The sequence below is a fragment of the Chryseobacterium sp. Marseille-Q3244 genome (genome assembly GCF_940807095.1).
Classification (GTDB): domain Bacteria; phylum Bacteroidota; class Bacteroidia; order Flavobacteriales; family Weeksellaceae; genus Chryseobacterium.
In genome coordinates this window covers 104,432-129,753 of sequence record NZ_CALNWX010000009.1, presented here as the reverse complement: position 1 = coordinate 129,753, position 25,322 = coordinate 104,432, and the positions used below count along the sequence as shown (strand labels likewise).

The window sequence follows — 25,322 nt, the reverse complement described above, 5'->3', positions numbered from 1 at the left end:
CAGAGGCTTTAAAGTGGTTTCTCCAGGAATCGAACCAGGGACACATGGATTTTCAATCCATTGCTCTACCAACTGAGCTAAGAAACCATATATTTAGTATTGACTTACTTCGTTGTTTTAAAGTGTTGCAAAAGTATAACATTTTGTAATACCGCGCAAGTTTTTCTTGGTGTTTTTTCTGAGAAAATATTGTATTTATCTGTTTTTAATTCCAAGAGCTTGCTCATCAGTGACTTGTTAATTATACTTTAATTGTGAAAATAGTACCTTACTTATTATATGATCGCTTTTAATGAATATCCTTTCTGTAAAAAGTAATGTTGTAAGATGTTTCAGAAGCTCCGGGAAATTTTACTTCACAAAGTTTAGCAAAATATTCTTTTGATTGGTAAGAAGAGCAGACATCTTTGTCGCTGGAGGTAGAACCTTCCAGATTAAACCCTGTTGTATGGATTTCGTTCTGTATATTTTCAAAATTATTTTTGTCTTCAGGAACATAGGAGATCACAACACTTTGACTATCTAATATCCGCATTACAACCATGGTGCGGCTCAGTTTTCCTTTTTCATAGTAAACTTGTTTTGTGCCATCGCTTGTTGCTCTTTCCTGTCTGAAAGTATAGCCTTTATTTTTTATGTATTCGATATTTTTATCAATTTTGTTACTGGCCAAAAAAGAAAGGTCTTTATAATTCAATTGTGCCATACACAGTAATGGCGATAATAAAAGAAGAAGGATTAAATTTTTCATAAACTATTTTGGATTAAAAGGGGGAGAGCAATAAATGTTTTATATTTAATTTTAAAATAATAGTTCATTAATTGATTGTGCTTTTCAAATGTAGAAAGTTTTTGAGTAAAAAGCTAACAAAAAACTCAGAATCATTCAGATGCATACTCCGTTTTCATTGTTGTTTTGTTGTATGACTTTTTTAATGAATAATGGTTGAGAATAGATCATGTTGATGAGAAAGAATATTTTTTCCATTCTTTTATTTTTTAATTAACTTGCAAAGATAAAAATTAGAAATGCGCCTTTTAACATTAGAAGACATCAGAGATATTTATATTAAATTTCACCAAAGAGGATTACCTTTTCTATTCTCTAAATTAAAAATTGATTCTTATCAAAGAACTAAAAGTGCCTTTAATGTAAAAGAAATTGAATCAGCTAATTTTTGGAGTATTCCCGAAGTGAGATCAAGATGGAATAAACTGGTTACGGGAGATATCAATAAAACGTATGAAGAATATCTCAGCGAAAATTATTTTCAGGATTCAGCAGAGATAAAAGTGCTGGCTTTAGGTTCAGGAGGTTGTAGCCACGAACTTCGCTTAGCAGAACTTAATCCTCATTGGAAAATAGATTGCTTTGATTTTTCAGATAAACTTTTGTCTATCGCCAGCGGGATTGCAAAAGATAAAGGTCTGCGTAATATTTCTTTTCATGCAGAAAATGTTTTGACGTATGATTTTGAGCCGGGAAAATATGATATTGTTTTTTTTCATGCCTCTCTCCATCATTTTGAAAATATTTTTCAATTCTTAAAAGATGTGGTCATTAAAAGTTTAAAACCTACAGGCTGCTTAATTATTAATGAATTTGTTGGAAAAAATAGACTTCAGTATTCCAAACAGCAAATTCAATATATCAATAAGGCTTTGCAACTTATCCCTCAGCAATATAAAAGGATATATAAAACAAATCTTTTTAAAAATAATTACTATGGAAGTGGGGTTGTAAGAATGATTATTGCAGATCCTTCAGAATGTGTAGATTCTGAAAGTATAATGCCTGCTATTCATGAATATTTTGAAGTTGTTGACGAAAAAGCAATGGGGAACAATCTCCTTCAAAGTGTATTTAAAGACATTGCACATCATTTTGTAGGAAATGAGATGCCAGATTCTGAAAAACAAAGATTATTACAGGATATTTTCCAATTAGAAGATGATTTCCTGAAATCAAATCCAAGCGATTTTGTATTTGGAATATATCAGGTAAAAGGAAGCCATGCTGTTTAGAATAAACGTATTCTTTTTTTAATAACTTTTAGGACATTTAATCCTATGATTCTATATAAAATAAAAAGCCTCTGAATATTCAGAGGCTTTTCAAGTGGTTTCTCCAGGAATCGAACCAGGGACACATGGATTTTCAATCCATTGCTCTACCAACTGAGCTAAGAAACCATTATATTGTTGATTTACTTTGTCGTTTTTAAAGTGGTGCAAAATTATACTATTTTGTAATACTATGCAAGTTTTTATGTGTTTTTCTCTGTTATTATTCGATATTAAAATCCTTTGGATTTCTTTTTTGAATCTTTTTAGCAAGAATCTTATTGTGTCTGAATTGATTATCGAAATACAACACTTTTTTATATTATATTCGAATCGTCGGGAGATAGGATGAACATCTTTATTTAATATATATCAATCCAAAAAAAAGCTAATGAATGAAAAAAGTAAAATTCTTTTTATTCATTGGCCCGATGAAGGATATTTATTCCTGCAAAAAGAACCTAAAAATAATAAAGTCATCTATCCAGGTGCCAATACTGTTATAGTCGATAGAAATGCTGTTAAAAGATTAACAGAAGAAAAAAATTCTACAATATAAATTAGTAACCTTAAGCAGATATATAATTTGTAGACAAATAAGAAAACAAAAAAACCTCTGACTAATCAGAGGTTTTCAAGTGGTTTCTCCAGGAATCGAACCAGGGACACATGGATTTTCAATCCATTGCTCTACCAACTGAGCTAAGAAACCATTATATTTTTGTTTGACTTACTTCGTTGTTTTAAAGTAATGCAAAAGTAGTAAGTTTTAGTATACAAAGCAAGTATTCATCGTGCTTTTTTTAATTAAAACTAAAAACTTATTGATTATCAGCTGGATTATTTTCCTGCTCCTTTCTGATTTGTTCACTCATTTCCTCCAGTACAGGTTTTATCGTACTTTCAGGAAGATCACTGATTCTAATATACATCAATCCGTCAATAGCATCATTAAAGTTCGGGTCAACATTAAATGCAATTACTTTGGCATTCTGTTTAATGTATTTTTTGATCAGAACAGGTAATCTTAATTCAGGTTCCAGGTCGTCAATAATCTTATCCAATTTGTTAAGATCTGATTCCATTTCGTCAAAGAAAAGACTTTTGTCTCTGTCTCGAAGCTTTACCTTATACTCATTTCTCGGAGTGATATACTGAGCTACTGCGGAATCAAAATAATTAGAACGCATAAACTCAATCATCAGAGATTTGGAGAACTCAGAGAACTTATTCGAGATACTTACTCCTCCCATCAGGAATTTATGGTCAGGGTTTCTAAGGCATACATGTACAATTCCTCTCCATAAAAGGAAAAGGGGAAGTGGCTTCTGCTGATATTCCTGACAGATGTATGCACGGCCCATTTCAATTACCTTTTTAAAGAAAGGGTGAATATCTTGCTCAAATTCAAATAAGGAGCTTGTATAAAAGCCTTTGATACCATATTTCTTCATTACCTCTCTACCCAAAGCCATTCTATAAGCTCCAGCCAGCTTTTTCTCACCATTATCCCAAAGGAAAAGGTGATGGTAATGCTTATCATATTCATCAAGGTCAAACGGAAGATTACTTCCTTCTCCTACCGCACGGAAAGTTAATTCTCTCTGACGTCCGATCTCCCTCATAATTGAAGGAATTTCTTCATAGGTGGTAAAGTAAATCTCGTAGTTTCCGTTGCTGAACAGCATTTTTTCTGTTCCTCTTAGCTTATCAACATCTTTGACGATATCTTCTATAGGAGTTTCATCAATGATGTTCTGAACAATATTTTCTTCTTTTAACAAAGGAAATTTAACAGAGAGATTCTGAAGGTTAATGCTTTGAGCCAGAGATTTTCTTTTTTCGTAGTAAGATTTCATCATATAAACCTTACGTTTTAGAAATTCTCCCAGTTCCTCAATGGTTTCCATCTCATCCATCGCTTTTACAGAGATTGGTTTTCCAATCCTGATTCTGATAGGTTTCTCTCTATCATTCATCATTTCTGCAGGAAGCATAAGCGTTTGCAAACTTGGATGAAGTTTAGCTACCTGATAAAAAAGGCGGCTGTTCTTTGCATGGAAATACATAGGAACAACGGGCACTTTAGCCATTCTGATAAGCTTAAGTGCCGTTTTTTCCCATTCTTTATCTAAAATTTCTCCATAAGGATTGTTTTTGTTAGAAACTTCTCCAGCAGGAAAAATACCTACGCAGCCTCCTTCCTGTAAATGCTTGAGTGTTTCACGCATTCCAGAAGAACTGCTGTAAGCTTCTTTTCTGTTTTCAAAAGGATTTACAGCGATTACGTACGGTTCCATAGGTTTGATCTTTTCCAAAAGGAAATTTCCCATTACCTTAAAATCCGGACGAACCTCCGATAAGATCTTGCACATCAGAATTCCGTCAATAGCACCCAGTGGATGATTGGAAACCAGAACAAAAGGCCCGGTTTTCGGAATTTTTGCCAGATCCTCTTCAAAAGCTACATAGCTTAGGTTTCTTTCTCTTACAAATGAGTCGAAAAAGTCTTTGCCTTCCTTATCTTTTAGTTTATCGTATAGTCTATTTACTTCATTTATTTTAGCAATGCTCATCACAGCAGATGCTACTGGATTCTTTAGGAACCCAATTTTACTTAAGCCGGAAGCTTTGATCAGATCGTTTTTCGAAATTAAACTCATGTGTGTTTAGTCGCAATTAATATTATTGTGTTACCATTTGAAGTGTATTCTTGGAAATTTGTTCCAATAATACATTTTTTTCATGGTAAAATTTATCAATGTGATCCATCTTCGCATTTCTTACTGTGAATAAAGATACATTTTTAATTGCTTCGGTTTTAAAAATTTTTTGAAGCTCTTCGTTAAGCTCTTCAAGATGATTAAATTTATCCTCCAGACATAATGCCAGTGAAATGGCAGAATTCTGCATCAGGGAAACTTTGATCTTATATTTAGACAAGTGTCCGAATATCAGGCTCATATGATCTTCTGCGATGAAAGAGAAGTCTCTTGTCGAGATTTTTAAAAGATCCTGATTTTCTTTTAGGATATAAGATTCCTCCTGCTGGTTTTTGTCTGAAGCTCCTATTTTAGTGCCTTCTTTAGTAGGGTCTACAAAAGATTTGACATAAAAAGGAATGTTTTTTTGTTGTAAAGGTTGCAGTGTCTTCGGGTGAATTACGCTTGCTCCATAATAAGCCATTTCAATAGCCTCTTCATAAGAGATATTAGAAAGCAGAGATACATCACTAAACTTTCTAGGATCTCCGGTCATTACTCCCGGTACATCCTTCCAGATCGTCATGGCATCAGCATTTAAACAGTAAGCAAAAATAGCTCCTGAATAGTCAGAACCTTCTCTCCCTAGCGTTACTGTAAAATTATTTTCGTCTGAACCAATGAAACCTTGCGTTACATAGCAAAGTTCAGGATTTAAATTGGAAATAAACTCTTCAGTTTTTGTCCAGTCTACAACTCCCTCTCTGTAAGAGTTATCTGTTTTTACATAATCTCTTGCATCCAGCCATTGATTGGTAAATTGGATCTCATTCAGATACTCACTTACGATTTTGGTAGAAATCATTTCTCCGCAGCTTACCACCTGGTCATATACAAAGTTGTAATTGGGAGACTTATTTCTTCTTAAGAAAGAATCAATATCGTCAAAAAAGAGATTGATTTCAGCAAAAACCGCATGATTTTCAGGAAAAAGACCCTCCGCAATCTCAATGTGTTTTCGTTTTATCTTTTCAATCTCAGTTTGATAGTTATCCTTCTTGAAATAAAGTTCTACAACTTTTTCCAACTCATTGGTCGTTTTGCCCATTGCTGAAATTACCAGCAAACATTTGGCAAATCCCTGGCTTTCTAGAACCATGGACACATTTTTCACACTGTCGGCGTCTTTCACAGACGCGCCACCAAACTTGAAAATTTTCATTAAATTGTTAAAAATAAAATTGTTAGATAAAAATTACATGAGTTTTTTACGGACGACAAAATTATAAATTTACAGCGAGATATGAAATAGGCTGATGATACCGTTGAATTAAGATTTCCTTAAAATACCCTTGAATAAAATAGTTGGTAATGGTTGAATGCAGGAATAGAGGGAATTAAGATATCATTAAGACTCTTATTTGTTCCATACATTATTTAATATTTATTTATTGAACTTCAAAAAGTGAGAGAACATCTATAATGTTTGAACTTCAATAGAAATGTACTTCAGCCTATTTAATAAAAAATAAAAATTCAGCTGGCTTTTGCAAAAACCCAAAATTGGGTTGAAAAAATTGGCAATATAAGTAGGCCTGTTTTTCCATTCTATATTTATGCTTTACATTAAAATAAATTATCTGAATTTTTCATTGGTTTGGGATAACGAAATGGGAGAGAAATGATTAGCTGATATTTATTATTATGTTTTGTTGAGTTTATATTGTATTGATACACAGTGTTTAATCTCTTTTGTAATTAAATTTTCTTAATGCAATAAATTTTCCGAAATTTGGGGGAAAAGTAAAAAGAAAAAATATGTCAAATCAACCATTACAGACTTTAGGAGAATTTCTTATCGATAAGCAGGACGATTTTCAATATTCAACAGGTGAATTTTCTCGTCTTCTGAGTGCTATAAGATTGGCTTCAAAAGTGGTTAATAGAGAAGTAAATAAAGCCGGAATTGTAGATATTACAGGAGCTGCAGGAAACCAGAATATTCAAGGGGAAGAACAGCAGAAACTGGATGTCATTGCAAATGAAATTTTTATTACAGCTTTGTCTCAAAGAGAGGTTGTTTGTGGTATTGCTTCTGAGGAAAATGATGATTTTATTGATATTAAATGTGGAGAAAACGGTCATTTAAGTAAATATGTGGTGTTGATTGATCCTTTGGATGGGTCTTCAAACATCGATGTGAATGTTTCCGTAGGAACCATTTTCTCAATTTACAGAAGAGTTACCGAACCGGGAACGCCTGTACAGCTTGAAGATTTCTTACAAAAAGGAGTGAATCAGATTGCAGCAGGATATGTAATATACGGATCTTCTACCATGATTGTTTATACAACAGGAAACGGAGTGAACGGATTTACATTAGACCCTTCTTTGGGAACTTATTATCTTTCTCATCCAAACATGACTTTCCCTAAAACAGGAAAGATCTATTCTATCAACGAAGGAAACTATATCAAATTCCCTCAGGGAGTAAAAAATTATCTTAAATATTGCCAGATGGAAGAAGGCGACCGCCCGTATACTTCCAGGTATATCGGTTCTTTGGTGGCAGATTTCCATAGAAATATGCTGAAAGGTGGAATTTATATTTACCCATCTTATTCTCAGGCACCTAATGGTAAGTTAAGGTTATTATACGAATGTAATCCAATGGCTTTCCTTGCAGAACAGGCTGGGGGAAAAGCTACAGATGGTTTCAGAAGAATTCTGGAAGTAGAACCTACAGAACTTCACCAGAGAATTCCGTTTTTCTGCGGAAGCATCGACATGGTGGAGAAAGCAGAAGAGTTTATGCGTATTGACAGCGTAAAATAATGAAAGCATCCTATTTTAAATATGTATTAGAATTCAAACGCCCGAGTGGAACATCTCGTGGCGTTTTGCTTGATAAGGAGACCTTTATCCTTGAAATTTCAGAAGATGGAAAGAAAGGAATAGGAGAGTGTGCAGTCTTCAGAGGGCTGAGCTTTGATGATAAGTCGGACTATGAAGAAAAGTTAATATGGCTTTGTGAAAATATTGACCTAAATCCGGATTTCTTAAAAGAAGAATTAAAAGACTTTCCATCTATTTGGTTCGGATATGAACAGGCTGTTCAGAATCTAAAGTTGGGTGAAAATCTTTATTTTCCAAGTGAGTTTACAGAAGGAAAATCTGCTATTACCATCAATGGGTTGATCTGGATGGGTGATGTTGGATATATGGAAGAACAGATCCAGGATAAACTCGAAAAAGGATTTCACTGCATTAAATTAAAAATTGGTGTCGATTGGAAATCTGAACATATTATTCTTCAGGAATTAAGAAGGAAATTTTCAAAAGAGCAGCTGGAGCTCCGGGTAGATGCTAATGGTGGCTTCAGTATAGATGAAGCTGGAATAGTTCTGCAACAATTGGCAGATTTACATATTCATTCTATTGAACAGCCTATTAAAGCCGGAAATTGGAAGGGTATGGCAGAATTGTGTGCTCAGACGCCTACTCCTATTGCTCTGGATGAGGAATTGATTGGAATTACAGACTTGGAAGAGAAGAAAAAGCTTTTAGAAACCATAAAGCCGCAGTATATTATTTTGAAACCTGCGCTAGTAGGAGGTTTTGCTGGTTCCGATGAATGGATTTCCCTGGCAGAGGAGCAGAATATTGGGTGGTGGATTACTTCAGCATTAGAAAGTAATATCGGCTTAAATGCCATTGCACAATATACCTTCACAAAAAAAAGCCCAATGCCACAAGGTTTAGGCACCGGAGCTTTATTTACAAATAATTTCGAATCCAATCTGGAGCTTAGAAATGAGCTGTTGTGGTTCAAAAAATAATTAGCAAGTTGGGTTACCTGAATGTTCCCAATCCCATTCTTTGCAACATCTGGCTCTGGAGTCCCATATATTGCAACCTATGGGTACAACCGGAATATTTCCTCCGTTAATGATTTTCAATTCTCTTTTTTCTAATTTTTTTAGATTTTTCATAATTAATTTTTTTATGATGAGGTAATTGGATCTTGACTTAATAAAAAACTCCAATGTTATAAAGTTTTAAGCATTGGAGTTTTATGAATCAATAATTCTGATTCAGCTTAGATCTCAGAAATGAGTCATAATAGTTCAATATATAAAATGGAATTAGCAAGTTGGCCTGCCTTGATTCTCCCAATCCCATTCTTTGCAACATCTTGCTCTAAAATCCCATCTGTCACAGCCTATAGGGATTTCCGGGGTATTTCCTCCATTAATTTTTTTTAATTCTCTTTTTTCTAGTTTTCTTAGATTTTTCATAATAAATATTTTAAATAGTTTGTTGGTTTAGCTCTTAATACAAGAATGCCGTTAAATTAAAAAGGACTGTCCGGGCAAACAGGTTTGTCCGATGATTCAGGAAGCCATTGTCTGCAGCATCTCAATCTTGTATCCCAACTCATACAGTCACGAGGGATAACTCCTCCTTTGATCATTTTCAATTCTCTTTTGCTTAGTTTTTTTGAGTTGTTCTGTAGATTTTTCATGATTGTTATTTAATAGTTTTTATTGAGTGATGAGTAAGATTAGCCACAAAATGGTGGTGGGGCATCTGGGCATGTAGGACTGTTACAGTATTCTGTTTGCCACTCCCTACAACATCTTTTTCCTGCATCCCACGTGTCACAGCCAATAGGAATATCTCCTCCTTTGACGATTTTTAGTTCTGCTCTCTGAAGTCTTTTTAGATTTTTCATAACTGATATTTTTAAATAATTGATAATTAGGCATAGTTTGGGAATGAAATTATTCAGGAGATGTAAGGGAAGGGGGGAACCCAAAAATTTACAGTATGCTGTTGAATAATTTCATCTCAGAGCCAATAAAAGAGTATTAATAAAAAATTCCAATGCCACAAGGTTTAGGCACTGGAGCTTTATTTACAAATAATTTTGAATCAAACTTAGATCTCAGAAATGAGTTATTGTGGTTCAAAATATAAATATATTAAGGGCAAGTTGGTTTATCCGAATATCCCCAATCCCATTCTTTGCAACATCTGGCTCTCTCATCCCAGAGGTTGCAGCCTATGGGTGCTACTGGAATATTTCCTCCTTGGATAGTTTTTAGTTCTCCTTTTTCTAGTTTTCTTAGATTTTTCATAATTACTATTTTTAATGATTAATGAGTTTTGGCTTATTTATAAAGGTCCAATCTCATAGTATTGAGACATTGGAGTTTTATTTTTTTGATATAATGGCGAAAAATTAATTGCAAAATGAAGGTGGTGCATCAGGACAGCTAGGATTGTTGCAGTAGTCAAGTTCCCATGATCTACAGCATCTGTTTCTTCCATCCCATTCTATACATCCCATAGGGATATAACCTCCTTTGATAGTTTTTAATGTTCCTCTTTTTAGTTTTTTGCTATTTTTCATAACTGCTATTTTTGGTGATTTTAACGAAAAAGTCCAATGCCACAAAGTTTAGGCATTGGAGCTTTATTTGTAAATAATTTCAAATCCCGTTTTAATCTCAGAAAGAGTTTATTTGGGCTCAAAATAGGAATGAAGTAATTAATTAGCAATATGGAGGAGGTGAATCCGGACAAGTGGTACCACCACAGTAGCCTTCTGCCCATGCTCTACAACAAGCTGCAGCCGGATTCCAGTTATTACATCCCAGTGGAGGTCTTCCTCCATTAATTCTCTTTAATTCTCCTTTGTTTAATTTTCTTAGATTTTTCATTGTATATATTTTAATTTGTTTGATAAGTAAATATCTAAAATCATTTTAAATTATACAATATGTGGTGAATTAATTTATTGATTTTTAACAGAATAATAGAATTTTTATATCAATATGTCAAAAGTGAAAGTTGAAATATATTAATCATCATTCATAAAAAAGTCACGAAGAAAATCCCTGCAAAATAATGTAGGAATTATAATAATGGAGTCCGGAGATATTTAAAGGGTAAAGTAATTATAGGGTCGGATAATTAATTGTTTTTTTAAAAAAGGTTATTATTCATTTAAATCACATCTTTTACGAAAATGGCTTTCTTTATATAAGTTAAAATATATGAAAACCTTTTTTTTATATTTTTCATGATAAAAAAATTGTAATTCTCTATTATTTGAATTGGCAATCATTATGCCATTTATAAGGTCAGTGTCAACTTTAACATAAGGCTGATTTTATAGGATTTTTTTAATTAATCGTTAAGAAATAATTGTGAAAATATTTTCGTTATTTTTAATTCTATTGCTAATAAGATTCCTATCTACTCCATATAAATTTTGAAAAATATCATTCTGTACCTGTGAACTGGAAAGGTATCCCCAATGGTTTCCGACTTCAAATTTAAAACTGCTTAATACATCATCTTTCACGAAAGTACAATCGACGATAGAAACGATATCTTTATAAGGCGTAATATCACTCGGTCCGTTTTTACCAAGTCTTGGGGTAAGAATATTCTTGGTAAACTGGGAGACTCCCAGGATGAGATCCTGCCTGTTCAGATAAATAGAAATCCGGTTAGCCAGCAGAGGTAATTTATTGAAAGAATCTTCAGAGTCTTCAAATACTTTATAAGAAACATCAGCATTCAATAAAATCACCTGATCGATAACTCTTAGAATATTTTCTCTTTTGAGACTGTACAGCATACTTTGAAGAACTCTGTTTCCCATAGAGTGTGCCATAATATGAATTCTCTGGTTGCATGGGATCAGATCACGATTGGAAAAAATATCCTTTAAAAACTGAGTGTAAAAATAGAAGAGCCTCAACAATGATGTTCCGGAGTTGATGCTTGATGCCTTGTCATCAAAATAGCTCAATGGAATAATACTGCCGGAAGCCGGCCAGCTCACAAATAAAATATGTTCAACAGGAGAAGCGGGATTGTCAATGAATATTTTTTTTAGATCAAGAATAGCCTTTAATTCATCATCAAAGTCATACAGATAACCATGGATGAATATTAGAACATCACTTCTGTCCTTGGTGGCAGACATATTTTTGTATAATTCGTAGAATAGTCGTTGGGTTCCGCCAAGATTATTGGCTGTGAGAGGCGATTTTTTAATCCCTTTTTCATTGAGTAAAACGTCCAAAACTTCTTCATAGCCTTGCTTTTCAGGTTCAGAGAACAATTTGTAATTCAGAATGTTTCTGTTGGTATAGTCTTTTTTCTTTTTGGCCGCAGCTGTAGGTTCCTTATAACTGTCAAAATCACATTTTGCAATCCTGAAGTTAGGAATTGAATATTCGTCATTGGAAAAAGAATCTACTTTTTCGCCTTTATGACGGACGATTTTCCGATTGCTTAAGATGTAAACGGCCATGATTAGTTTTTTATAAAGTTAATAAAAATAATGAATCAAAATACCCCTTTCGGGTGATTTGTTAAAACTCCTGGTTTAGGTAATTTTAATACCACTAAAACGAATACCATGGAAACTTTAATCTACTATGTGGAAAAGATTTATAATACCATTAAAGCGAATGGGATTTATATCTTTTTGTCTGTTTTCTTTGTTTTTTTACTATTCGTAGTTTCAGATGTAAGTAATGATTTTATTTATGCTTTGAGTGATGCTGGAAATCTGCCTAATGTTTTTTATATTGTGTTAGCATTTATATTGCTTACTATTTCCTTATGGGTGATTCCTGGAGCATTTTTAAAAACATTTTTAGGTTCTAAAACAGAACCTAAAGTCGTAGAATTTTATTATCGTGGTTTTGAAAAGATTTATAACGGCCGGAGAAACAAAAAACGAAACCAGGTTCCGGTAAAGTATATAGCGATAGCTCCCTGGATTATTTATAACACTACATTAGTGGTGTGTTTGGCAAAATCTTTAGTTGAGTTGATAAAGAAAGAGGTACGTAAAGAGTGGATGGATAAAGACTTAACATATATTGCCTTATTTGTACTTATATTGTTTTTATCCTTTACTGTTTTAGCTGTATTAAATCAAAAGTCAAGTAAGCTATATCGTCTTTTTATAGCCAATAGAAATCACAAAAAGGTATTGAATGCATTTTTGATGTTTTTTGTTATTTTTCTTGTATTTCCGTTAATAGTTTTCATTTTTAAAGATGTACAATTGGAATTAAGTACAGAAATATCCTATTGCTACTTTTTGATTGCTCTGATCATCTACAATTTCTTATGCATTTTGATGACATTTTTGTTTTTGATTTATAAGGAAAAAGAGAGAGCAGATACAAAATCCAGATATGAATTCAGTAGAAAAATTCATCGAGCAGTACTGATTTTGAGTGGACTTTTTTTATTAATTTTCTGTGTGCTGAGTTTATATTCCAAGCTGATATGGATATCTCCTACAGTGATATTAATTATTGTTTCTGCTGTTTTGGTATTGGTCTTTGAATTATTATATACAACTCCAAGAATTATTATTACGATCAGCTATAGCAGAAAGAAACCAACAGCTAAATATGATTGGCAGGAGTACATTTTTTTTGGAAGTTTGGTTCTGCTTGCTCTCTATTTTTTACTTCTTCAGGATAAAAAAATCTACATGATAAAAAGATCAAATCAAGATGTATCTCAATTTGAAAAAAAGGCAGATACATTAATTGATAATAGAGATACCTTAGAAGACAGATTTTATGAATGGCTATGCCATAATCATCATATTGATGACCCAAATAATAATGAACCTATTGATATATTTCTTATTTCCGGGCAAGGAGGTGGCTCTACAGCTGGAACATGGCTGCTTTCGGGATTACTTAATGCAGATGCTACCAATCCTCAGTTTTATAAAAATATTTTTAGTATTTCCACTGTTTCAGGATCATCGAATGGAGCCAATTTTTACCTTGCCATTAAAACTAATAATGTTTTGTCTGAAGATATCGATGCCAGTTTTATGAAGGAAGAACGGGATAATATAGTACGTAAAATTTATAACAGAAATTATTTTAGCAGCAATTTTTTAGGGTTGATGTTTTCTGATTTCACGATTAATCCTCTTATTTCCATTTCCAGTAAAAAGGTTGATCGAAATTATATCCTGCAAAAGGAAGAAGCCAATGCGATGGTGGAAGCTGCTGAATTAGTACATGCAAAGAATTTGGATTCTGTTAGATCTTATTTTGATCAGGATTATTTCAATTTGTGGTATCCTAAAAATAAGATGAGTTCATCAAAACCTTTAAATCCTTTACTTTTTCTTAATACAACATTAATGAATACAGGCGAGAAAGCTATTTTTTCTCCTGTTAAGTTTTGTAATCAAGGGATTCGCGCAAAAGATATTGCTGAAGAATTTGCCAAAACAAAAGAAGGTAATAGTAGTTATATTCCCATTTCTGCTGCCGTTGCTCAAAGTCAGGCATTTCCAATATTAAGTACCTATAATTTGGTGCCCGGAATAGGAAATCTTGGTGATGGTGGGTTTTATGAAAACACAGGAACATCTACTACACTGGCTGTTTATAAAAAGCTCAAAAGGTATTATAAAAAAGACCTTGCAGATCTATATCCCAATAGACAAATCCGGTTCATACTTATGTGTTTCATTTCAGAAGATGAGGGAGAATTAAAAAAGAAAAAAAATATAGAACCTGCTACAGAAAATACCTTTAATATTTTTGGTAAATCTATGATCTATTATACGATAAGCCAAACGTATAAAACTCCTTTTAAAGGACATGCTGAGGATGCATTGAAAGCATTAGAAGAAGAAGTGAATATGTCAAAGCAAGAAGAAGGAAGTATTGATGAATATTTACCCCTCAAAAATTCTGAGAAATTTGCTACCACAAGGTTAATTAGTACAAAAACAATTAACGAAATGCTTCAGTATGGAAGAAAAGATAAGGGTGCGGGAGTTATTATTGGTAATTTAAAAAGGATAGAAGCTAGTCGGAATGATTATTTCGCAAAGAATAAAGAAGCTTCGGATAGCAGAAGGATAGCACAAGCTAAAAATAATAATATCTTGACCTCTAATATTCTGGCACAACAAAAAAATATAACGCGCGAATTGGACGAGAATGCTGTAAGATATAACAGGTTTTTGGATAGTATCTCCACTGCAGTACATAAAAATATTTCTGTGAATACTGATAAAAAGGTTTCTACAGTCTACCTTAATTATACTAAAAATGTTGATGAAAAGTTTGTTAATGATATCAGTAATTATATCCGCAATAAAGTAAGTGCCACAGTTTCTGAAGGAAGAAAAAACAACACCTATGTGTTTACGGTGCCAGGATATCAGAAAGTCTCTTTCTCAGGAGAAAATACGATACGGTATTTCAATATAGGAGATAAGGATTTGGCGGAAAGTCTTCAGAAAGAACTTTCTAAAAAAGGGTTTTATTTTGGGGTAAAGCCTGCTGGCTCTGAAAAAATATCAACTGTTGCTCCAAAAGGACGATTGGACATTTTAATCAATGATTTAAAAAATTATGAAAAAAGATAGTAAAGCTGTTATCAATTAGGGTTTTCTGAACCCCAAATTTTCCGTAACTTTGTACCACTTTTTTTGCTATAAACAAAAGCTAATTTAATGGAAGAAGAAAAAAAATCACTCAATTTTATTGAGCAAATTATTGAAGATGATCTGGCAAACGGTTTGAACAAGGATCAGATCCGTTTCCGTTTTCCACCTGAACCTAATGGTTACCTGCATGTAGGGCATACAAAAGCCATCTGCATCAACTTTGGGCTGGGTGAAAAATACAATGCTCCCGTAAACCTTCGTTTCGACGATACGAATCCTGAAAAAGAAGAACAGGAATTCGTAGATTCTATCATGAAAGACGTTGAATGGTTAGGTTTCAAATGGGATAAAGTTTTGTACGCATCCGATTACTTCCAGCAGCTTTACGATTGGGCAGTACAATTAATTAAAGATGGCAAAGCTTATGTAGATGAGCAACCCTCTGAAGTGATTACCGAGCAAAGAAAAAATCCTTCAGAACCAGGAATTGAATCTCCATATAGAAACCGTCCTGTTGAAGAGTCTTTAGATTTATTCGAAAGAATGAAAAACGGAGAATTCGAAAGCGGTTCAATGTCTCTTCGTGCAAAAATCGACATGGTTTCACCAAACATGAATATGCGTGACCCTGTTATGTATAGAATTTTAAATAAGCCTCACCATAGAACGGGTACGGCTTGGAAAATCTATCCAATGTACGATTGGGCTCATGGTGAATCCGATTATATAGAACAAATTTCGCATTCGCTTTGTTCTTTGGAATTTGAAAATCACAGACCGTTGTACAACTGGTATTTGGATCAGGTTTATGAAGAAGGTAAGGTTAAGAACAAGCAAAGAGAATTTGCAAGAATGAATGTATCTTACATGATTACTTCTAAAAGAAAACTACAAAGATTAGTAGCTGAAGGAGTAGTGACAGGATGGGATGATCCAAGAATGCCTACCATTTCAGGAATGAGAAGAAAAGGTTTCACACCCACTTCTATCAGAAATTTTATTGATAAAGTAGGGGTGGCAAAAAGAGAAAATCTGATCGAGATCCAATTGCTTGATTTCTGTGTACGTGAAGACCTGAATAAGGTGGCTAAACGTGTAATGACAGTAGTAGATCCGGTAAAATTAGTGATCGAAAACTATCCTGAAGATAAAGAAGAATGGGTAGAAACTGAAAATAATCCTGAACAGGAGAATGCAGGAACCAGAGAAATTCCTTTCTCTAGAGAACTGTATATCGAACGTGAAGACTTCAAAGAAGAAGCTAATAATAAATTCTTCAGACTTAAATTAGGGGGTGAAGTTCGTTTAAAATCAGCATACATTATCAAAGCTGAAAGAGTAGAGAAGGATGAAAATGGTGAAATCACTACCATCTATGCTACTTATGATGAGAAGAGTAAGTCCGGAAGCGGAACAGAAGAAAGCTTAAGAAAAGTAAAAGGAACACTTCACTGGGTGTCGGCTAAACATGCAATCCCTGTAGAAATAAGAATTTACAACCAATTGTTTACCGTAGAACAGCCTGATGCTGAAAAAGATGTAGACTTCTTAAACTTTATCAACCCCGAATCTGTAGCTACGATTCAAGGTTTTGCTGAACCAAGCCTGAAAGATGTAGCTGTGGGTGAACCACTTCAGTTCCAGAGAATCGGATACTTTACAAAAGATCAGGATTCTACGGATGATGCATTGGTATTCAACCGTACAGTAACATTAAAAGATTCTTTTAAGCCTTAATAAGCTATAAGGAATAATCCATAAATAAAAAACAGGACTTAGAAATAAGTCCTGTTTTTTATTTATGTAAATTCTATGTGACTATGTTCAAAATAATTTAATTTTTATTTTACCACATAGATACATAGAATATGACTTCCAATATTAATTGTCAAAATGTTTTAGCCTTTCACGCCTTTGATCCAATCCTGGAATTTACCAACCTGCTCCATAAAGAAAGATTCATGTTCCTCTTTTTCTTCAGGACGGTCAACCAGTATATGCTCAAAGTAAGTGTTTTTCAAAATTTTTCTTAAGATTCCTTCTCCTAAGAACGGTTTATAGTCATTTAATGCCTGAGTCGCTTTTAATAAATGTCGGATATCATACTGTAACGGGTTAATATCTGGAACCTGCTTGTTGAGGTTAAGAAGATTATATACCGCTATTCTGGCTGTTCTTACAGAACTTTCCATAGTGAACACAACATCATTGTTAGTTTCTACAAATTGCCCAACCAAACCTAAATTAGTACAGCCTTCAGGAACTACTCTTGGACGGTCTCCCTGAGCTCTAGGCATAAACATAGAGGTAATATAAGGCATAAATGCAGTACGGACAATTGTATTTTCAATCACATTATCAAGCTGATCTGTCATTCCGAGGTGATGGCATAATTCAGCAAGAATTTCATTTCCAGTACATTCTGGCATTGTTTTTTTGATGTAATTTCCTTCTTTATCCATCAATAAGGCATATACCCATACTACTAGGATATCATCCGGCTGGGTCGGGTAGTGTGGCTGTCTGTTGCAGGTAAAACTCATTACCCAGTTAGAATCTGTAATTGTAATAATACCTCCAGTAGCTGTTTTTCCGGAATAAGGATCATTCACACATAATTCTTTTAATTTTTCTGTAAATGCAGAAGGACGGCACGTTAATGTTGCAGATTCCCACGAAGACTTTTCAATATGGCTACAGAATTTTTCAGGTTTCCCGAAGACCTCAGATTTGGCGGCAAGATTTTTCCATAATTTCCATCCGGCACTTTGTCCGGCACTGCTGTTGTCTATGGTGACTTCCGGTACTGTATTGTTATCTCCGTAGAAAGTACTTTCCGTCATAGATCCGGTAGTTACAATTACGTAATCATCTTTTCCGATGGGTATTCTTACTTCTTCTCCATTTTGTTCAGTAATAATGCCTTCTACTGTTTTTCCTTCCGTATTAATATGAACATCAAGATCTTTTACCAAAGTATCGAACTGGATTTGTACTCCTTTTTCTACCAGGAAGTTCTTTAGAGGAGTAACAAAGGTATCATACTGGTTGTATTTAGGGAATACAAGGCATGAAAAGTCTTTCATTCCATCAATAGCGTGGAGGAATCTGTGCATATACAGCTTCAGTTCCAGTAAGCTGTGCCAGTTTTCAAAGGCAAACATTGAACGCCAGAAGAACCAGAAATTACTGTTCAGGAATGATTCTGAGAAATAATCTTCAATGCTGAGATCATCAAGCTCCTCTTTTTTCTTTAATAAAAGTTTGACAATAGCCAATTGATCTTTTTTCTCCAATCCGAATTTGCTGAAATCCTGAATTTGTCCCTGGTTATGAATTAATCTTGCTTTTGAATAGTTGGGGTCATTATCATTGATGAGACGGTATTCATCCAGGACACTGTAAGGTGCAGGCAATTCCAAAGCAGGAATATCCTGGAATATATCCCATAGATTTTCATAAGTCATATCCATTTCACGTCCTCCGCGGATGATATAACCATCTTTTGGATTCCCGGCTCCATCTAATGAACCGCCTTCTATAGCAAGCTGGTCCAGGAAAATGATGTTTTTACCCGGAACATGGCCGTCACGGATGAAATAGTATGCTGCAGACATCCCTGCAATTCCGCTTCCGACAATATAAATTTTGCTGTTTTCGTAGGATTGTAAAGGAATCCCTTTATTTCTTTGATAGTTTCCGATCTGGTCTGAAAAAGGCATGGTCTTTTCAGGAGTGTTAATCTGAACTTCTTTGCTTGAATCCGGTTCGTGATTTACTTTCCCAAACTGATCAGAGGTATTTAAAACGTTGTCGAATTTTGAATTGATCGTACTCATTTTGTTTTTGTTTTTAATGAACATGATAAAGGTACCCCTATTCAAAATGCGATGTATATCCCTAATGTCAGAATTAGTATCCCGAAATTCCTAGGACTGGATATTTTCCGTTATTCTGTACTCAGAAGGAGCAAAGGATGTATGTTTTTTGAAAAAACGACCAAAGGCAGAGGTGGAATTGAACTGAAGTTCAAAAGCTATTTCTGAAATTGTCAGATCCGGATTTCCCAGCATGACATAAGCTTCTTTCAATAAGGCTTCGTCAATAACTTCATGCGGAGTCTTTCCACTGGCTTTTTTGATGACCTCGATAAGGTATTTATTGGAAACACAAAGCTGATCGGCATAGAATTGAACCGTTCTGTGTTGTCTGATATTTTCCCGGATCAGTTGACTGAATTTAAGGAACAGATCTTTTTTTCCTTCTTCCTTATCAGAAGCTGTCGTATGTTTCGTTTCCAGGATTTCGGCGGTTTCCAGCAGAAGATTGAAAATAATGGTACGAACAATTTCTTCAGTAAATTTTCCCTGTTTTCTGGATTTCTTTTTGAGGTAATCCAAAAGATCTTGTAATACCAAAGCATTTTTAGGAGTGGTTTTTACAATACTGTAGGAACCTTTGGAGAACAGGTTCATTTTCTCAATGATAAAAGGGTTAGAGATATTTTTGATCAGAAAATTCTTATCGAAGAATAATAGTTTCATTCTGAAATCCTGACTGGTTTTCAGAAATTTTACAATCGTAGACGGAGCAGCCACCAGAATACTGTGTGCATCTGCTTTATACTGATGATGATCTATTTCAACACTTATTTCTCCCGCAGTACAGATACAAAGCGCATAATAATCCATTCTGAAAGAAGTTTTTGGGAATTCAAAAATGGGTTTTCCGGAGGATATGTAGTAGGATTCGCGGCAGTCAATACTATAAAAAGACAGCGTATCGTGTAAGTTTTCGTAGGTTACCATTCTTACTGTTGGTTGATTTTTTATAGGTGTTCAATGAAATTTAAGGTTAAAAAACCTGTTGTTACTGCAATTTACGAATTTTATAAATGATTTTAAATCTTATATATCGAAAATATTCGTTTTTATCCGGATACAGTTGATTGTTTATTCTTATAAATGTTATTCGTAAAAAAGGCTTAAAATAAAGGGTGTTGCAGTGATTTTTACCTAACTTTGCACTTTCAAATTTTCCCCCCAACATATTATTGTGAAACTAATAAACATATACACGAGTTCTTTCAAAGGACTCTCGCAGGAGAGTTGGATGCTGGCGTTGGTAATGCTCATCAACAGGGCAGGTTCTATGGTACTTCCATTTTTGGGAGTTTATATGACAGATCATTTACATTTTAGCATTGAGAATTCAGGGATTGTCCTGAGTTTTTTTGGAATCGGTTCGGTTATTGGTTCATGGCTGGGTGGAATGGTCACCGATAAAATTGGTGAATATAGGGTACAGAGTTTGAGTTTACTGCTCAGTGTACCTTTGTTTTGTATGATTCCTTTATTTGAGACAGAAGCTGGGTTGGCTGGAATTATTCTTGCTCAGAGTATTGTAAGCGAAACGTTTCGCCCGGCAAACTCCGTAGCGATTACCAAATATGCGAAACCGGAAAATATAACAAGAGCTTTTTCTCTGAACCGTATGGCCGTTAATTTAGGATTTTCCATAGGTCCTGCACTGGGAGGAATTCTGTCTGCTATTTCCTATGAATTCCTGTTTTACAGTAATGCGCTGGCTGCCTTATTGGCTGGACTGATGTATATTTGGTTCTTTAAAGGCCGTGCAAAATTGGCTAAACAGGAAGCAAAAAAAGTAAAGGAAGCAATAGTTATTAAAAAAGAAAATTCGCCTTATCGAGATAATAAGTTTTTGATTTACTGTATACTTTGTATGTTATTCTCTGTTTGTTTCTTCCAGCTATTCAGTACGTTGACGATTTTTTATAAAGATACTGCCCATCTCAGTCAACAGAATATTGGATATATTCTTGGGTATAGCGGATTCCTGATCGTTCTGTTGGAAATGGGATTGGTACAGATCGCAGAAAAGTATTTCACCTTAGCGTTTACCATGCTGATTGGTACTCTCATTTGTGGGTTTTCCTATGCGATGCTGGCTTTCGACTATAGCATGATTACCTTATTGGTATCTATGACACTGCTGTGTATTGGAGAAATCTGGACGTTACCTTTTATGTCAACCATTACTGCATTACGATCCGGAGCGAATAATAAAGGAGCATATATGGGACTGAACGGGATGTCATTTTCCATAGCATTTATCATTACACCTTATATAGGAACTCTGATTGCGGATAAATTAGGCTTTAACACTTTATGGATTGGAACTGGAGTATTGGCCATGGGAATTGCAATAGCTCTTTATTTTGTTATTCCCTGGATGCTTAAAGATAAGAAGAAAGTGGAGGAGGATTTAGTTTTAAAAGAAAATTAATGAGAAGAAATAAGATAACCCCTGATTACATATTACTTAATCAGGGGTTATTATTTATACTTTCTATTTTTTTAACTGCAAAAGCTATGATTTATTTACAGAAGATTTAGATAAAATAGAATTAACAATCATATGGGCATGAATCCTTGAATTTTCGATGAACCAAAGATGTGTATCCTTTCCACCACAAACGACTCCTGCAAGATATAGATCAGGAATATTAGTTTCCATAGTTTCAGGATTATAAAACGGATTCAGGCAATCCCCATTCAGGTCAATTCCGGAATTTTTCAAAAATTCAAAATCAGGAAGGTAGCCTGTCATGGCCAGAACAAAATCATTTTCAATCTCATGAATTTGGTTTTTTTCATCCTTGAAAATCACAAAATTTTCTTTTACCTCCATCATTTCAGCATTAAAATACGCTTTAATACTTCCTTCTGAAATTCTGTTTTCAATATCCGGTTTTACCCAATATTTCACACTTTTTGAAATCTCTGAATGACGGATAATCATAGTCACTTCAGCTCCTTTTCTATACGTTTCCAGAGCAGCATCCACCGCGGAATTGCTTGATCCTATCACTACCACTTTCTGCCTTGCATACGGATAAGGTTCGGTATAATAATGCTTCACCTTCGGAAGTTCCTCACCCGGAATATTCATAAGGTTCGGAATATCATAAAATCCTGTGGCAATCACGACATTTCTAGCTTTATAATTTCCTTTTGTTGTTTCGATATCAAATATATCAAGGGTTTTGGATACGTTCAACACTTTTTCATAAAGGTGAATATTCAGATTCTTTTGCCGGGCAATTCCCTGGTAATATTCCAAAGCATCCTGCCTTCCCGGTTTGGGAGCGGTGGAAATAAAGGGAGTTCCATCAATTTCCAGTTTCTCAGCGGTAGAAAAGAACCGCATATATAAAGGATAATTGTATAATGAGTTGACAATGGTTCCTTTTTCTATGATTAAATAATTCAAGTTGTTTTTCTGGGCTTCAATGGCACAGTTGATACCAATAGGCCCTGCTCCTATAATGAGAATATCCAAAATTTCCATATCCCAAAGGTACAATGTAATTGGGAAAAAGCCTTCATTGAAACAGAGAAGATTACTGATAAGCAGCCCTGAAGAATAAAATAGGAAGGATAAAACTATTGAAAGAATACTAACTTGGAATCTTACACTTTAAAACATCGCATCACTGACCACCGTATTACGAATTCTACACCCCGAATCCCCCGCATTGGCATCAGTTTTGGTGTTTTTCTATCTATTACAAAACTAAAAGATATGAAAAAACTATTCGTTTCAATACTTATGCTGAGCCTGGTGGTAGCCTGTAAGAAAGAAGCAGGAAAGCCGGTTCCCAGTGAAACTGATACCATTACCCGTGTAACACCATTGGATAGTGCAACAATTGCTAAAGAAAAAGTAAAGAAAGAAGGTAATATTAAAAAGGTTAATGATGAGGTTTTACAAGCCTTGAAAGCTAAGGATTATAAAACATTTGCTTCATTAATTCATCCCGAAAAGGGAATTAGTTTCTCCATGTATGCTTTTGTAGATCCCAAAGGAGATAAACATTTCTCTAAAGAAGAGTTTGAAAAATACCAACCTACAAAAACATTATTTACCTGGGGGGCAAAGGATGGTTCCGGAGATCCTTATAAAGCAACAATTAATGACTATCTTGGAAAATGGGTTTTTGCTGCAGATTTTACTGCATCTCAGTATTCTTTGAACAAATTTATTGGTGGCGGAAACTCTCTGAATAACCTTGAAAAAATCTACCCTAAGAAAGATTTTACAGAAAACTATATCAAAGGAACTGAAAAGAATGGTGAAATGGACTGGAAGACCCTTCGTTTTGTATTTGAAGAGTTCCAGGGAGAATACTATCTGATTGCCGTGGTGAATGACCAATGGACAATTTAAGAAGGGTAAAAAAGATTAGCTACTTTCTAGTTTAATCACAAAAGCCACAAAAGTTTTATTTTAAACACTTTTGTGGCTTTTGTAGTTTGAAAATTACTGATGCTTCTTTATAAAATTTCGACCAGTTGTTGGGTGAGGTTTTTTCTGGAAAACTGGTCAATATGTTGTGTGTTTTCAGAAAGATTCCCGTTTTTCCAAAGTTCAAACTTTTCAAGGATGAATCTTTTTACGGTTTCGGAATCATTATAGCTGAAATGTTTCCCTGCATGGGTTTCCTCCAGTATTCTGGCAACATCAGCCTGATTGGGGCCAAATGAAAGGATTTGTTTTCCGGAGGCCAGGTACTCAAATATTTTTCCGGGAATAATTCCTTTTGAAGATTCGTTCGGAAAATTGGTAATCAGCAATATTTCTGAAGTCTGCATTTCTTCCACCGCTTTGCCATGTGAAAGATAACCCAAGTTCAAAATATGATTTTTCAGATTTGAATTTTCTAGGGTATTCAGAATCTTATCATCGATTCTGCCTACAAATTTTAAGCTGAAATACTTTGCAAATTCTTCATTTTCCTTTACCAGTTCATCCAGTGCTTTCCAAAGATTTTCCGGATTTCTAAGTTGTTCCAGAACTCCGATATAACTTAATACAAAAGTTGTATTGGACTCTTTTTGCTGTGCTGTATTTTCTTTTGAATCACTTTCGTCAAAACCATTCGTAATACAAACCGCATTGGCTCCGGCTTTTCTGAAATTGTCGGCATCCGTATAACTTGTTGCCAGGGTAATGTCGGCATTTTTAAACACAGCACTTTCCAGTTGACGGTGTTTTTTATCTGAACTCTTGGTAAGCTTCAGGTGTTTATAATAGGAAATTTCTGTCCATGGATCGCGGAAATCAGCAATCCATTTAAGGTTGGGAAATTGATCTTTTAAGCCTAATCCAATCAGATGAAGGGAGTGGGGCGGGCCAGAAGTTACAATGGTATCAATCTTATTTTCCTGTAAATATTTTTCCAGAAATGTAATAGAGGGTTTTACCCAGAAAACTCTGGCATCAGGAATGAAAAAATTCCCTCTTACCCAAATAGAAAGCTTGGATTTCCAGCTTTGATTTTTTCCTACATCAAATTGTCCAGCCTTGAATTTTTTATTGCTTTTATTAAGCTTTTCAGCAAGCTGATAAGGCTCCCAGATCTTGGTTCTAACGATTTCAATATTTTCAGGAACATCCTTCATCAGTGTTTCATCCATCAATGGATAGCTTGGGTTCTCTGGAGTATAGATCACCGGTTTCCATCCAAAATCCGGCAGATATTTAGCAAATTTCAGCCACCTTTGAACACCAGGGCCTCCCGCAGGAGGCCAGTAATAGGTGATAATTAATATTTTCTTTTGTTCCATTTCTTGGGTAAATCAGACGTTTGTCATTCATTTGTCATTCTGAACGAAGCGTAGCGTAGTGAAGAATCTCATTCTACCTCTTCATTCAGAAATTTCCAATCAGAATTGAATTCTGTAATTAAGTTTTCTTTTTTTTCTCGAGTCCAGCCTTTTATTTGTTTTTCTCTTGCTATTGCGGTTTCAATAACATCAAAATGCTCAAAATAGATTAAATAAAAGCATTTATATTTTGATGTGAAACTCTTATCAATAGCTTCTGGATGTTGATGCCAATATAATCTGTTTTTCAAATCATTGGTAACACCCGTATACAATACTGTTTTTACTTTATTGGTTAGTATATAAACATAGTAATTATGTGTTCCTAATGTTTTCATTTTGACTTGAGATTCTTCATTGCGCTATGCTCCATTCAGAATGACACAGTACAATGTT

At 34.4% G+C, this 25,322-nt stretch carries 24 protein-coding genes and 3 tRNA genes; 8 read left to right on the top strand and 19 right to left on the bottom strand.

All coding sequences use genetic code 11. The annotated features are described in order from the left end of the window. Positions 1–14: 14 nt before the first annotated feature. Positions 15–87 (bottom strand) — tRNA-Phe (locus tag NBX25_RS16715). Positions 88–289: 202 nt separating this feature from the next. Next, positions 290–751 (bottom strand): hypothetical protein, encoded by a 462-nt coding sequence (locus NBX25_RS16710; RefSeq protein ID WP_250254433.1) that lies wholly within the window; start codon positions 749–751, stop codon positions 290–292. A gap of 278 nt (positions 752–1,029) precedes the next feature. On the opposite strand from NBX25_RS16710, the gene NBX25_RS16705 reads away from it, so the two are divergent. Then, positions 1,030–2,025 carry a class I SAM-dependent methyltransferase gene (locus tag NBX25_RS16705; protein ID WP_250254432.1) on the top strand — a complete coding sequence of 332 codons (996 nt, stop codon included), beginning with the start codon at positions 1,030–1,032 and terminating at the stop codon, positions 2,023–2,025. A 95-nt stretch (positions 2,026–2,120) separates the two neighbouring features. Here NBX25_RS16705 and NBX25_RS16700 read toward each other — a convergent pair. Beyond that, positions 2,121–2,193 (bottom strand) — tRNA-Phe (locus NBX25_RS16700). Between the two features lie 262 nt (positions 2,194–2,455). Here NBX25_RS16700 and NBX25_RS16695 point away from each other — a divergent pair. After that, entirely contained in the window at positions 2,456–2,623 is a 168-nt protein-coding gene (locus NBX25_RS16695) for a hypothetical protein (protein WP_250254431.1), read from the top strand. Between the two features lie 80 nt (positions 2,624–2,703). Here the strand turns inward: NBX25_RS16695 and NBX25_RS16690 are convergent. The 3 genes from NBX25_RS16690 to NBX25_RS16680 all read right to left on the bottom strand — a co-directional run bounded on the left by NBX25_RS16690 (position 2,704) and on the right by NBX25_RS16680 (position 5,988). After that, positions 2,704–2,776 (bottom strand) — tRNA-Phe (locus NBX25_RS16690). Between the two features lie 109 nt (positions 2,777–2,885). Further along, positions 2,886–4,727: a bifunctional lysophospholipid acyltransferase family protein/GNAT family N-acetyltransferase gene (locus NBX25_RS16685; protein WP_123910649.1), complete on the bottom strand. Its 1,842-nt coding sequence runs from the start codon at positions 4,725–4,727 to the stop codon at positions 2,886–2,888. Positions 4,728–4,749: 22 nt separating this feature from the next. Beyond that, positions 4,750–5,988, bottom strand: coding sequence for an aspartate kinase (locus NBX25_RS16680; protein ID WP_123910650.1), 1,239 nt, complete (start codon positions 5,986–5,988; stop codon positions 4,750–4,752). 596 nt (positions 5,989–6,584) lie between these two features. Here NBX25_RS16680 and fbp point away from each other — a divergent pair. Both fbp and NBX25_RS16670 read left to right on the top strand, forming a co-directional pair. Continuing rightward, positions 6,585–7,601 (top strand): class 1 fructose-bisphosphatase, encoded by a 1,017-nt coding sequence (gene fbp / locus NBX25_RS16675; protein ID WP_068944199.1) that lies wholly within the window; start codon positions 6,585–6,587, stop codon positions 7,599–7,601. Continuing rightward, the gene (locus tag NBX25_RS16670; protein WP_250254430.1) at positions 7,601–8,605 is read left to right on the top strand and encodes an o-succinylbenzoate synthase; all 1,005 of its coding nucleotides are present in this window, start codon (positions 7,601–7,603) and stop codon (positions 8,603–8,605) included. Before fbp ends, NBX25_RS16670 begins: the two co-directional genes overlap by 1 nt. On the opposite strand, the gene NBX25_RS16665 is transcribed toward NBX25_RS16670, so the two are convergent. From NBX25_RS16665 to NBX25_RS16630, 8 genes are all read right to left on the bottom strand, one after another. After that, a complete protein-coding gene (locus NBX25_RS16665; protein ID WP_164464457.1) occupies positions 8,606–8,758 on the bottom strand; it encodes a bacteriocin-like protein in 153 nt (50 codons plus the stop codon). Positions 8,759–8,911: 153 nt separating this feature from the next. Next, positions 8,912–9,064, bottom strand: coding sequence for a bacteriocin-like protein (locus NBX25_RS16660; protein WP_250254429.1), 153 nt, complete (start codon positions 9,062–9,064; stop codon positions 8,912–8,914). Positions 9,065–9,120: 56 nt separating this feature from the next. Next, positions 9,121–9,291, bottom strand: coding sequence for a hypothetical protein (locus tag NBX25_RS16655; RefSeq protein WP_250254428.1), 171 nt, complete (start codon positions 9,289–9,291; stop codon positions 9,121–9,123). Between the two features lie 39 nt (positions 9,292–9,330). Further along, positions 9,331–9,501, bottom strand: coding sequence for a bacteriocin-like protein (locus NBX25_RS16650; RefSeq protein WP_164464459.1), 171 nt, complete (start codon positions 9,499–9,501; stop codon positions 9,331–9,333). A gap of 250 nt (positions 9,502–9,751) precedes the next feature. Beyond that, positions 9,752–9,907, bottom strand: a complete 156-nt coding sequence (locus NBX25_RS16645) for a bacteriocin-like protein (protein WP_250254427.1) — start codon at positions 9,905–9,907, stop codon at positions 9,752–9,754. Positions 9,908–10,011: 104 nt separating this feature from the next. Beyond that, positions 10,012–10,182 carry a bacteriocin-like protein gene (locus NBX25_RS16640; RefSeq protein WP_250254426.1) on the bottom strand — a complete coding sequence of 57 codons (171 nt, stop codon included), beginning with the start codon at positions 10,180–10,182 and terminating at the stop codon, positions 10,012–10,014. Positions 10,183–10,324: 142 nt separating this feature from the next. Further along, positions 10,325–10,492, bottom strand: coding sequence for a bacteriocin-like protein (locus NBX25_RS16635; RefSeq protein WP_164464460.1), 168 nt, complete (start codon positions 10,490–10,492; stop codon positions 10,325–10,327). A gap of 476 nt (positions 10,493–10,968) precedes the next feature. Next, the gene (locus NBX25_RS16630) at positions 10,969–12,099 is read right to left on the bottom strand and encodes an alpha/beta hydrolase (RefSeq protein WP_250254425.1); all 1,131 of its coding nucleotides are present in this window, start codon (positions 12,097–12,099) and stop codon (positions 10,969–10,971) included. Positions 12,100–12,207: 108 nt separating this feature from the next. On the opposite strand from NBX25_RS16630, the gene NBX25_RS16625 reads away from it, so the two are divergent. Both NBX25_RS16625 and NBX25_RS16620 read left to right on the top strand, forming a co-directional pair. Then, a complete protein-coding gene (locus tag NBX25_RS16625) occupies positions 12,208–15,216 on the top strand; it encodes an MFS transporter (RefSeq protein WP_250254424.1) in 3,009 nt (1,002 codons plus the stop codon). An 87-nt stretch (positions 15,217–15,303) separates the two neighbouring features. Further along, positions 15,304–16,974, top strand: coding sequence for a glutamine--tRNA ligase/YqeY domain fusion protein (locus tag NBX25_RS16620; protein WP_123857167.1), 1,671 nt, complete (start codon positions 15,304–15,306; stop codon positions 16,972–16,974). A gap of 161 nt (positions 16,975–17,135) precedes the next feature. Here the strand turns inward: NBX25_RS16620 and NBX25_RS16615 are convergent, their stop codons facing one another. Beyond that, positions 17,136–19,076 (bottom strand): oleate hydratase, encoded by a 1,941-nt coding sequence (locus NBX25_RS16615; RefSeq protein WP_123857166.1) that lies wholly within the window; start codon positions 19,074–19,076, stop codon positions 17,136–17,138. A gap of 90 nt (positions 19,077–19,166) precedes the next feature. Further along, the gene (locus NBX25_RS16610; RefSeq protein ID WP_250254423.1) at positions 19,167–20,045 is read right to left on the bottom strand and encodes a helix-turn-helix domain-containing protein; all 879 of its coding nucleotides are present in this window, start codon (positions 20,043–20,045) and stop codon (positions 19,167–19,169) included. Positions 20,046–20,349: 304 nt separating this feature from the next. Here NBX25_RS16610 and NBX25_RS16605 point away from each other — a divergent pair, with 304 nt between their 5' ends. Next, positions 20,350–21,543, top strand: a complete 1,194-nt coding sequence (locus NBX25_RS16605) for an MFS transporter (protein ID WP_502799776.1) — start codon at positions 20,350–20,352, stop codon at positions 21,541–21,543. Positions 21,544–21,627: 84 nt separating this feature from the next. Here the strand turns inward: NBX25_RS16605 and NBX25_RS16600 are convergent, their stop codons facing one another. Beyond that, positions 21,628–22,608 (bottom strand): YpdA family putative bacillithiol disulfide reductase, encoded by a 981-nt coding sequence (locus tag NBX25_RS16600; RefSeq protein WP_123910656.1) that lies wholly within the window; start codon positions 22,606–22,608, stop codon positions 21,628–21,630. A 234-nt stretch (positions 22,609–22,842) separates the two neighbouring features. Between NBX25_RS16600 and NBX25_RS16595 the strand changes: the two genes are divergently transcribed. Next, complete coding sequence (locus NBX25_RS16595; RefSeq protein ID WP_250254421.1) at positions 22,843–23,487, top strand: hypothetical protein; 645 nt, start codon at positions 22,843–22,845, stop codon at positions 23,485–23,487. A 107-nt stretch (positions 23,488–23,594) separates the two neighbouring features. On the opposite strand, the gene NBX25_RS16590 is transcribed toward NBX25_RS16595, so the two are convergent. Next, on the bottom strand, positions 23,595–24,887 hold the full coding sequence (locus NBX25_RS16590; RefSeq protein WP_250254420.1) for a glycosyltransferase family protein: 1,293 nt from the start codon (positions 24,885–24,887) through the stop codon (positions 23,595–23,597). 68 nt (positions 24,888–24,955) lie between these two features. Further along, on the bottom strand, positions 24,956–25,264 hold the full coding sequence (locus tag NBX25_RS16585) for a GIY-YIG nuclease family protein (RefSeq protein ID WP_250254419.1): 309 nt from the start codon (positions 25,262–25,264) through the stop codon (positions 24,956–24,958). Positions 25,265–25,322 lie beyond the last annotated feature (58 nt).

Excerpts from the sequence above, each read along its gene's own strand:
- NBX25_RS16705 (WP_250254432.1), top strand. The coding sequence starts at position 1,030 with ATGCGCCTTTTAACATTAGAAGACATCAGAGATATTTATATTAAATTT.
- NBX25_RS16610 (WP_250254423.1), bottom strand. The coding sequence starts at position 20,045 with ATGGTAACCTACGAAAACTTACACGATACGCTGTCTTTTTATAGTATT.
- NBX25_RS16665 (WP_164464457.1), bottom strand. The coding sequence starts at position 8,758 with ATGAAAAATCTAAAAAAATTAGAAAAAAGAGAATTGAAAATCATTAAC.
- NBX25_RS16710 (WP_250254433.1), bottom strand. The coding sequence starts at position 751 with ATGAAAAATTTAATCCTTCTTCTTTTATTATCGCCATTACTGTGTATG.
- NBX25_RS16640 (WP_250254426.1), bottom strand. The coding sequence starts at position 10,182 with ATGAAAAATAGCAAAAAACTAAAAAGAGGAACATTAAAAACTATCAAA.
- NBX25_RS16615 (WP_123857166.1), bottom strand. The coding sequence starts at position 19,076 with ATGAGTACGATCAATTCAAAATTCGACAACGTTTTAAATACCTCTGAT.
- NBX25_RS16695 (WP_250254431.1), top strand. The coding sequence starts at position 2,456 with ATGAATGAAAAAAGTAAAATTCTTTTTATTCATTGGCCCGATGAAGGA.
- fbp (WP_068944199.1), top strand. The coding sequence starts at position 6,585 with ATGTCAAATCAACCATTACAGACTTTAGGAGAATTTCTTATCGATAAG.
- NBX25_RS16685 (WP_123910649.1), bottom strand. The coding sequence starts at position 4,727 with ATGAGTTTAATTTCGAAAAACGATCTGATCAAAGCTTCCGGCTTAAGT.
- NBX25_RS16680 (WP_123910650.1), bottom strand. The coding sequence starts at position 5,988 with ATGAAAATTTTCAAGTTTGGTGGCGCGTCTGTGAAAGACGCCGACAGT.
- NBX25_RS16600 (WP_123910656.1), bottom strand. The coding sequence starts at position 22,608 with ATGGAAATTTTGGATATTCTCATTATAGGAGCAGGGCCTATTGGTATC.
- NBX25_RS16650 (WP_164464459.1), bottom strand. The coding sequence starts at position 9,501 with ATGAAAAATCTAAAAAGACTTCAGAGAGCAGAACTAAAAATCGTCAAA.
- NBX25_RS16625 (WP_250254424.1), top strand. The coding sequence starts at position 12,208 with ATGGAAACTTTAATCTACTATGTGGAAAAGATTTATAATACCATTAAA.
- NBX25_RS16660 (WP_250254429.1), bottom strand. The coding sequence starts at position 9,064 with ATGAAAAATCTAAGAAAACTAGAAAAAAGAGAATTAAAAAAAATTAAT.
- NBX25_RS16605 (WP_502799776.1), top strand. The coding sequence starts at position 20,350 with ATGCTGGCGTTGGTAATGCTCATCAACAGGGCAGGTTCTATGGTACTT.
- NBX25_RS16670 (WP_250254430.1), top strand. The coding sequence starts at position 7,601 with ATGAAAGCATCCTATTTTAAATATGTATTAGAATTCAAACGCCCGAGT.
- NBX25_RS16585 (WP_250254419.1), bottom strand. The coding sequence starts at position 25,264 with ATGAAAACATTAGGAACACATAATTACTATGTTTATATACTAACCAAT.
- NBX25_RS16645 (WP_250254427.1), bottom strand. The coding sequence starts at position 9,907 with ATGAAAAATCTAAGAAAACTAGAAAAAGGAGAACTAAAAACTATCCAA.
- NBX25_RS16655 (WP_250254428.1), bottom strand. The coding sequence starts at position 9,291 with ATGAAAAATCTACAGAACAACTCAAAAAAACTAAGCAAAAGAGAATTG.
- NBX25_RS16595 (WP_250254421.1), top strand. The coding sequence starts at position 22,843 with ATGAAAAAACTATTCGTTTCAATACTTATGCTGAGCCTGGTGGTAGCC.
- NBX25_RS16590 (WP_250254420.1), bottom strand. The coding sequence starts at position 24,887 with ATGGAACAAAAGAAAATATTAATTATCACCTATTACTGGCCTCCTGCG.
- NBX25_RS16635 (WP_164464460.1), bottom strand. The coding sequence starts at position 10,492 with ATGAAAAATCTAAGAAAATTAAACAAAGGAGAATTAAAGAGAATTAAT.
- NBX25_RS16620 (WP_123857167.1), top strand. The coding sequence starts at position 15,304 with ATGGAAGAAGAAAAAAAATCACTCAATTTTATTGAGCAAATTATTGAA.
- NBX25_RS16630 (WP_250254425.1), bottom strand. The coding sequence starts at position 12,099 with ATGGCCGTTTACATCTTAAGCAATCGGAAAATCGTCCGTCATAAAGGC.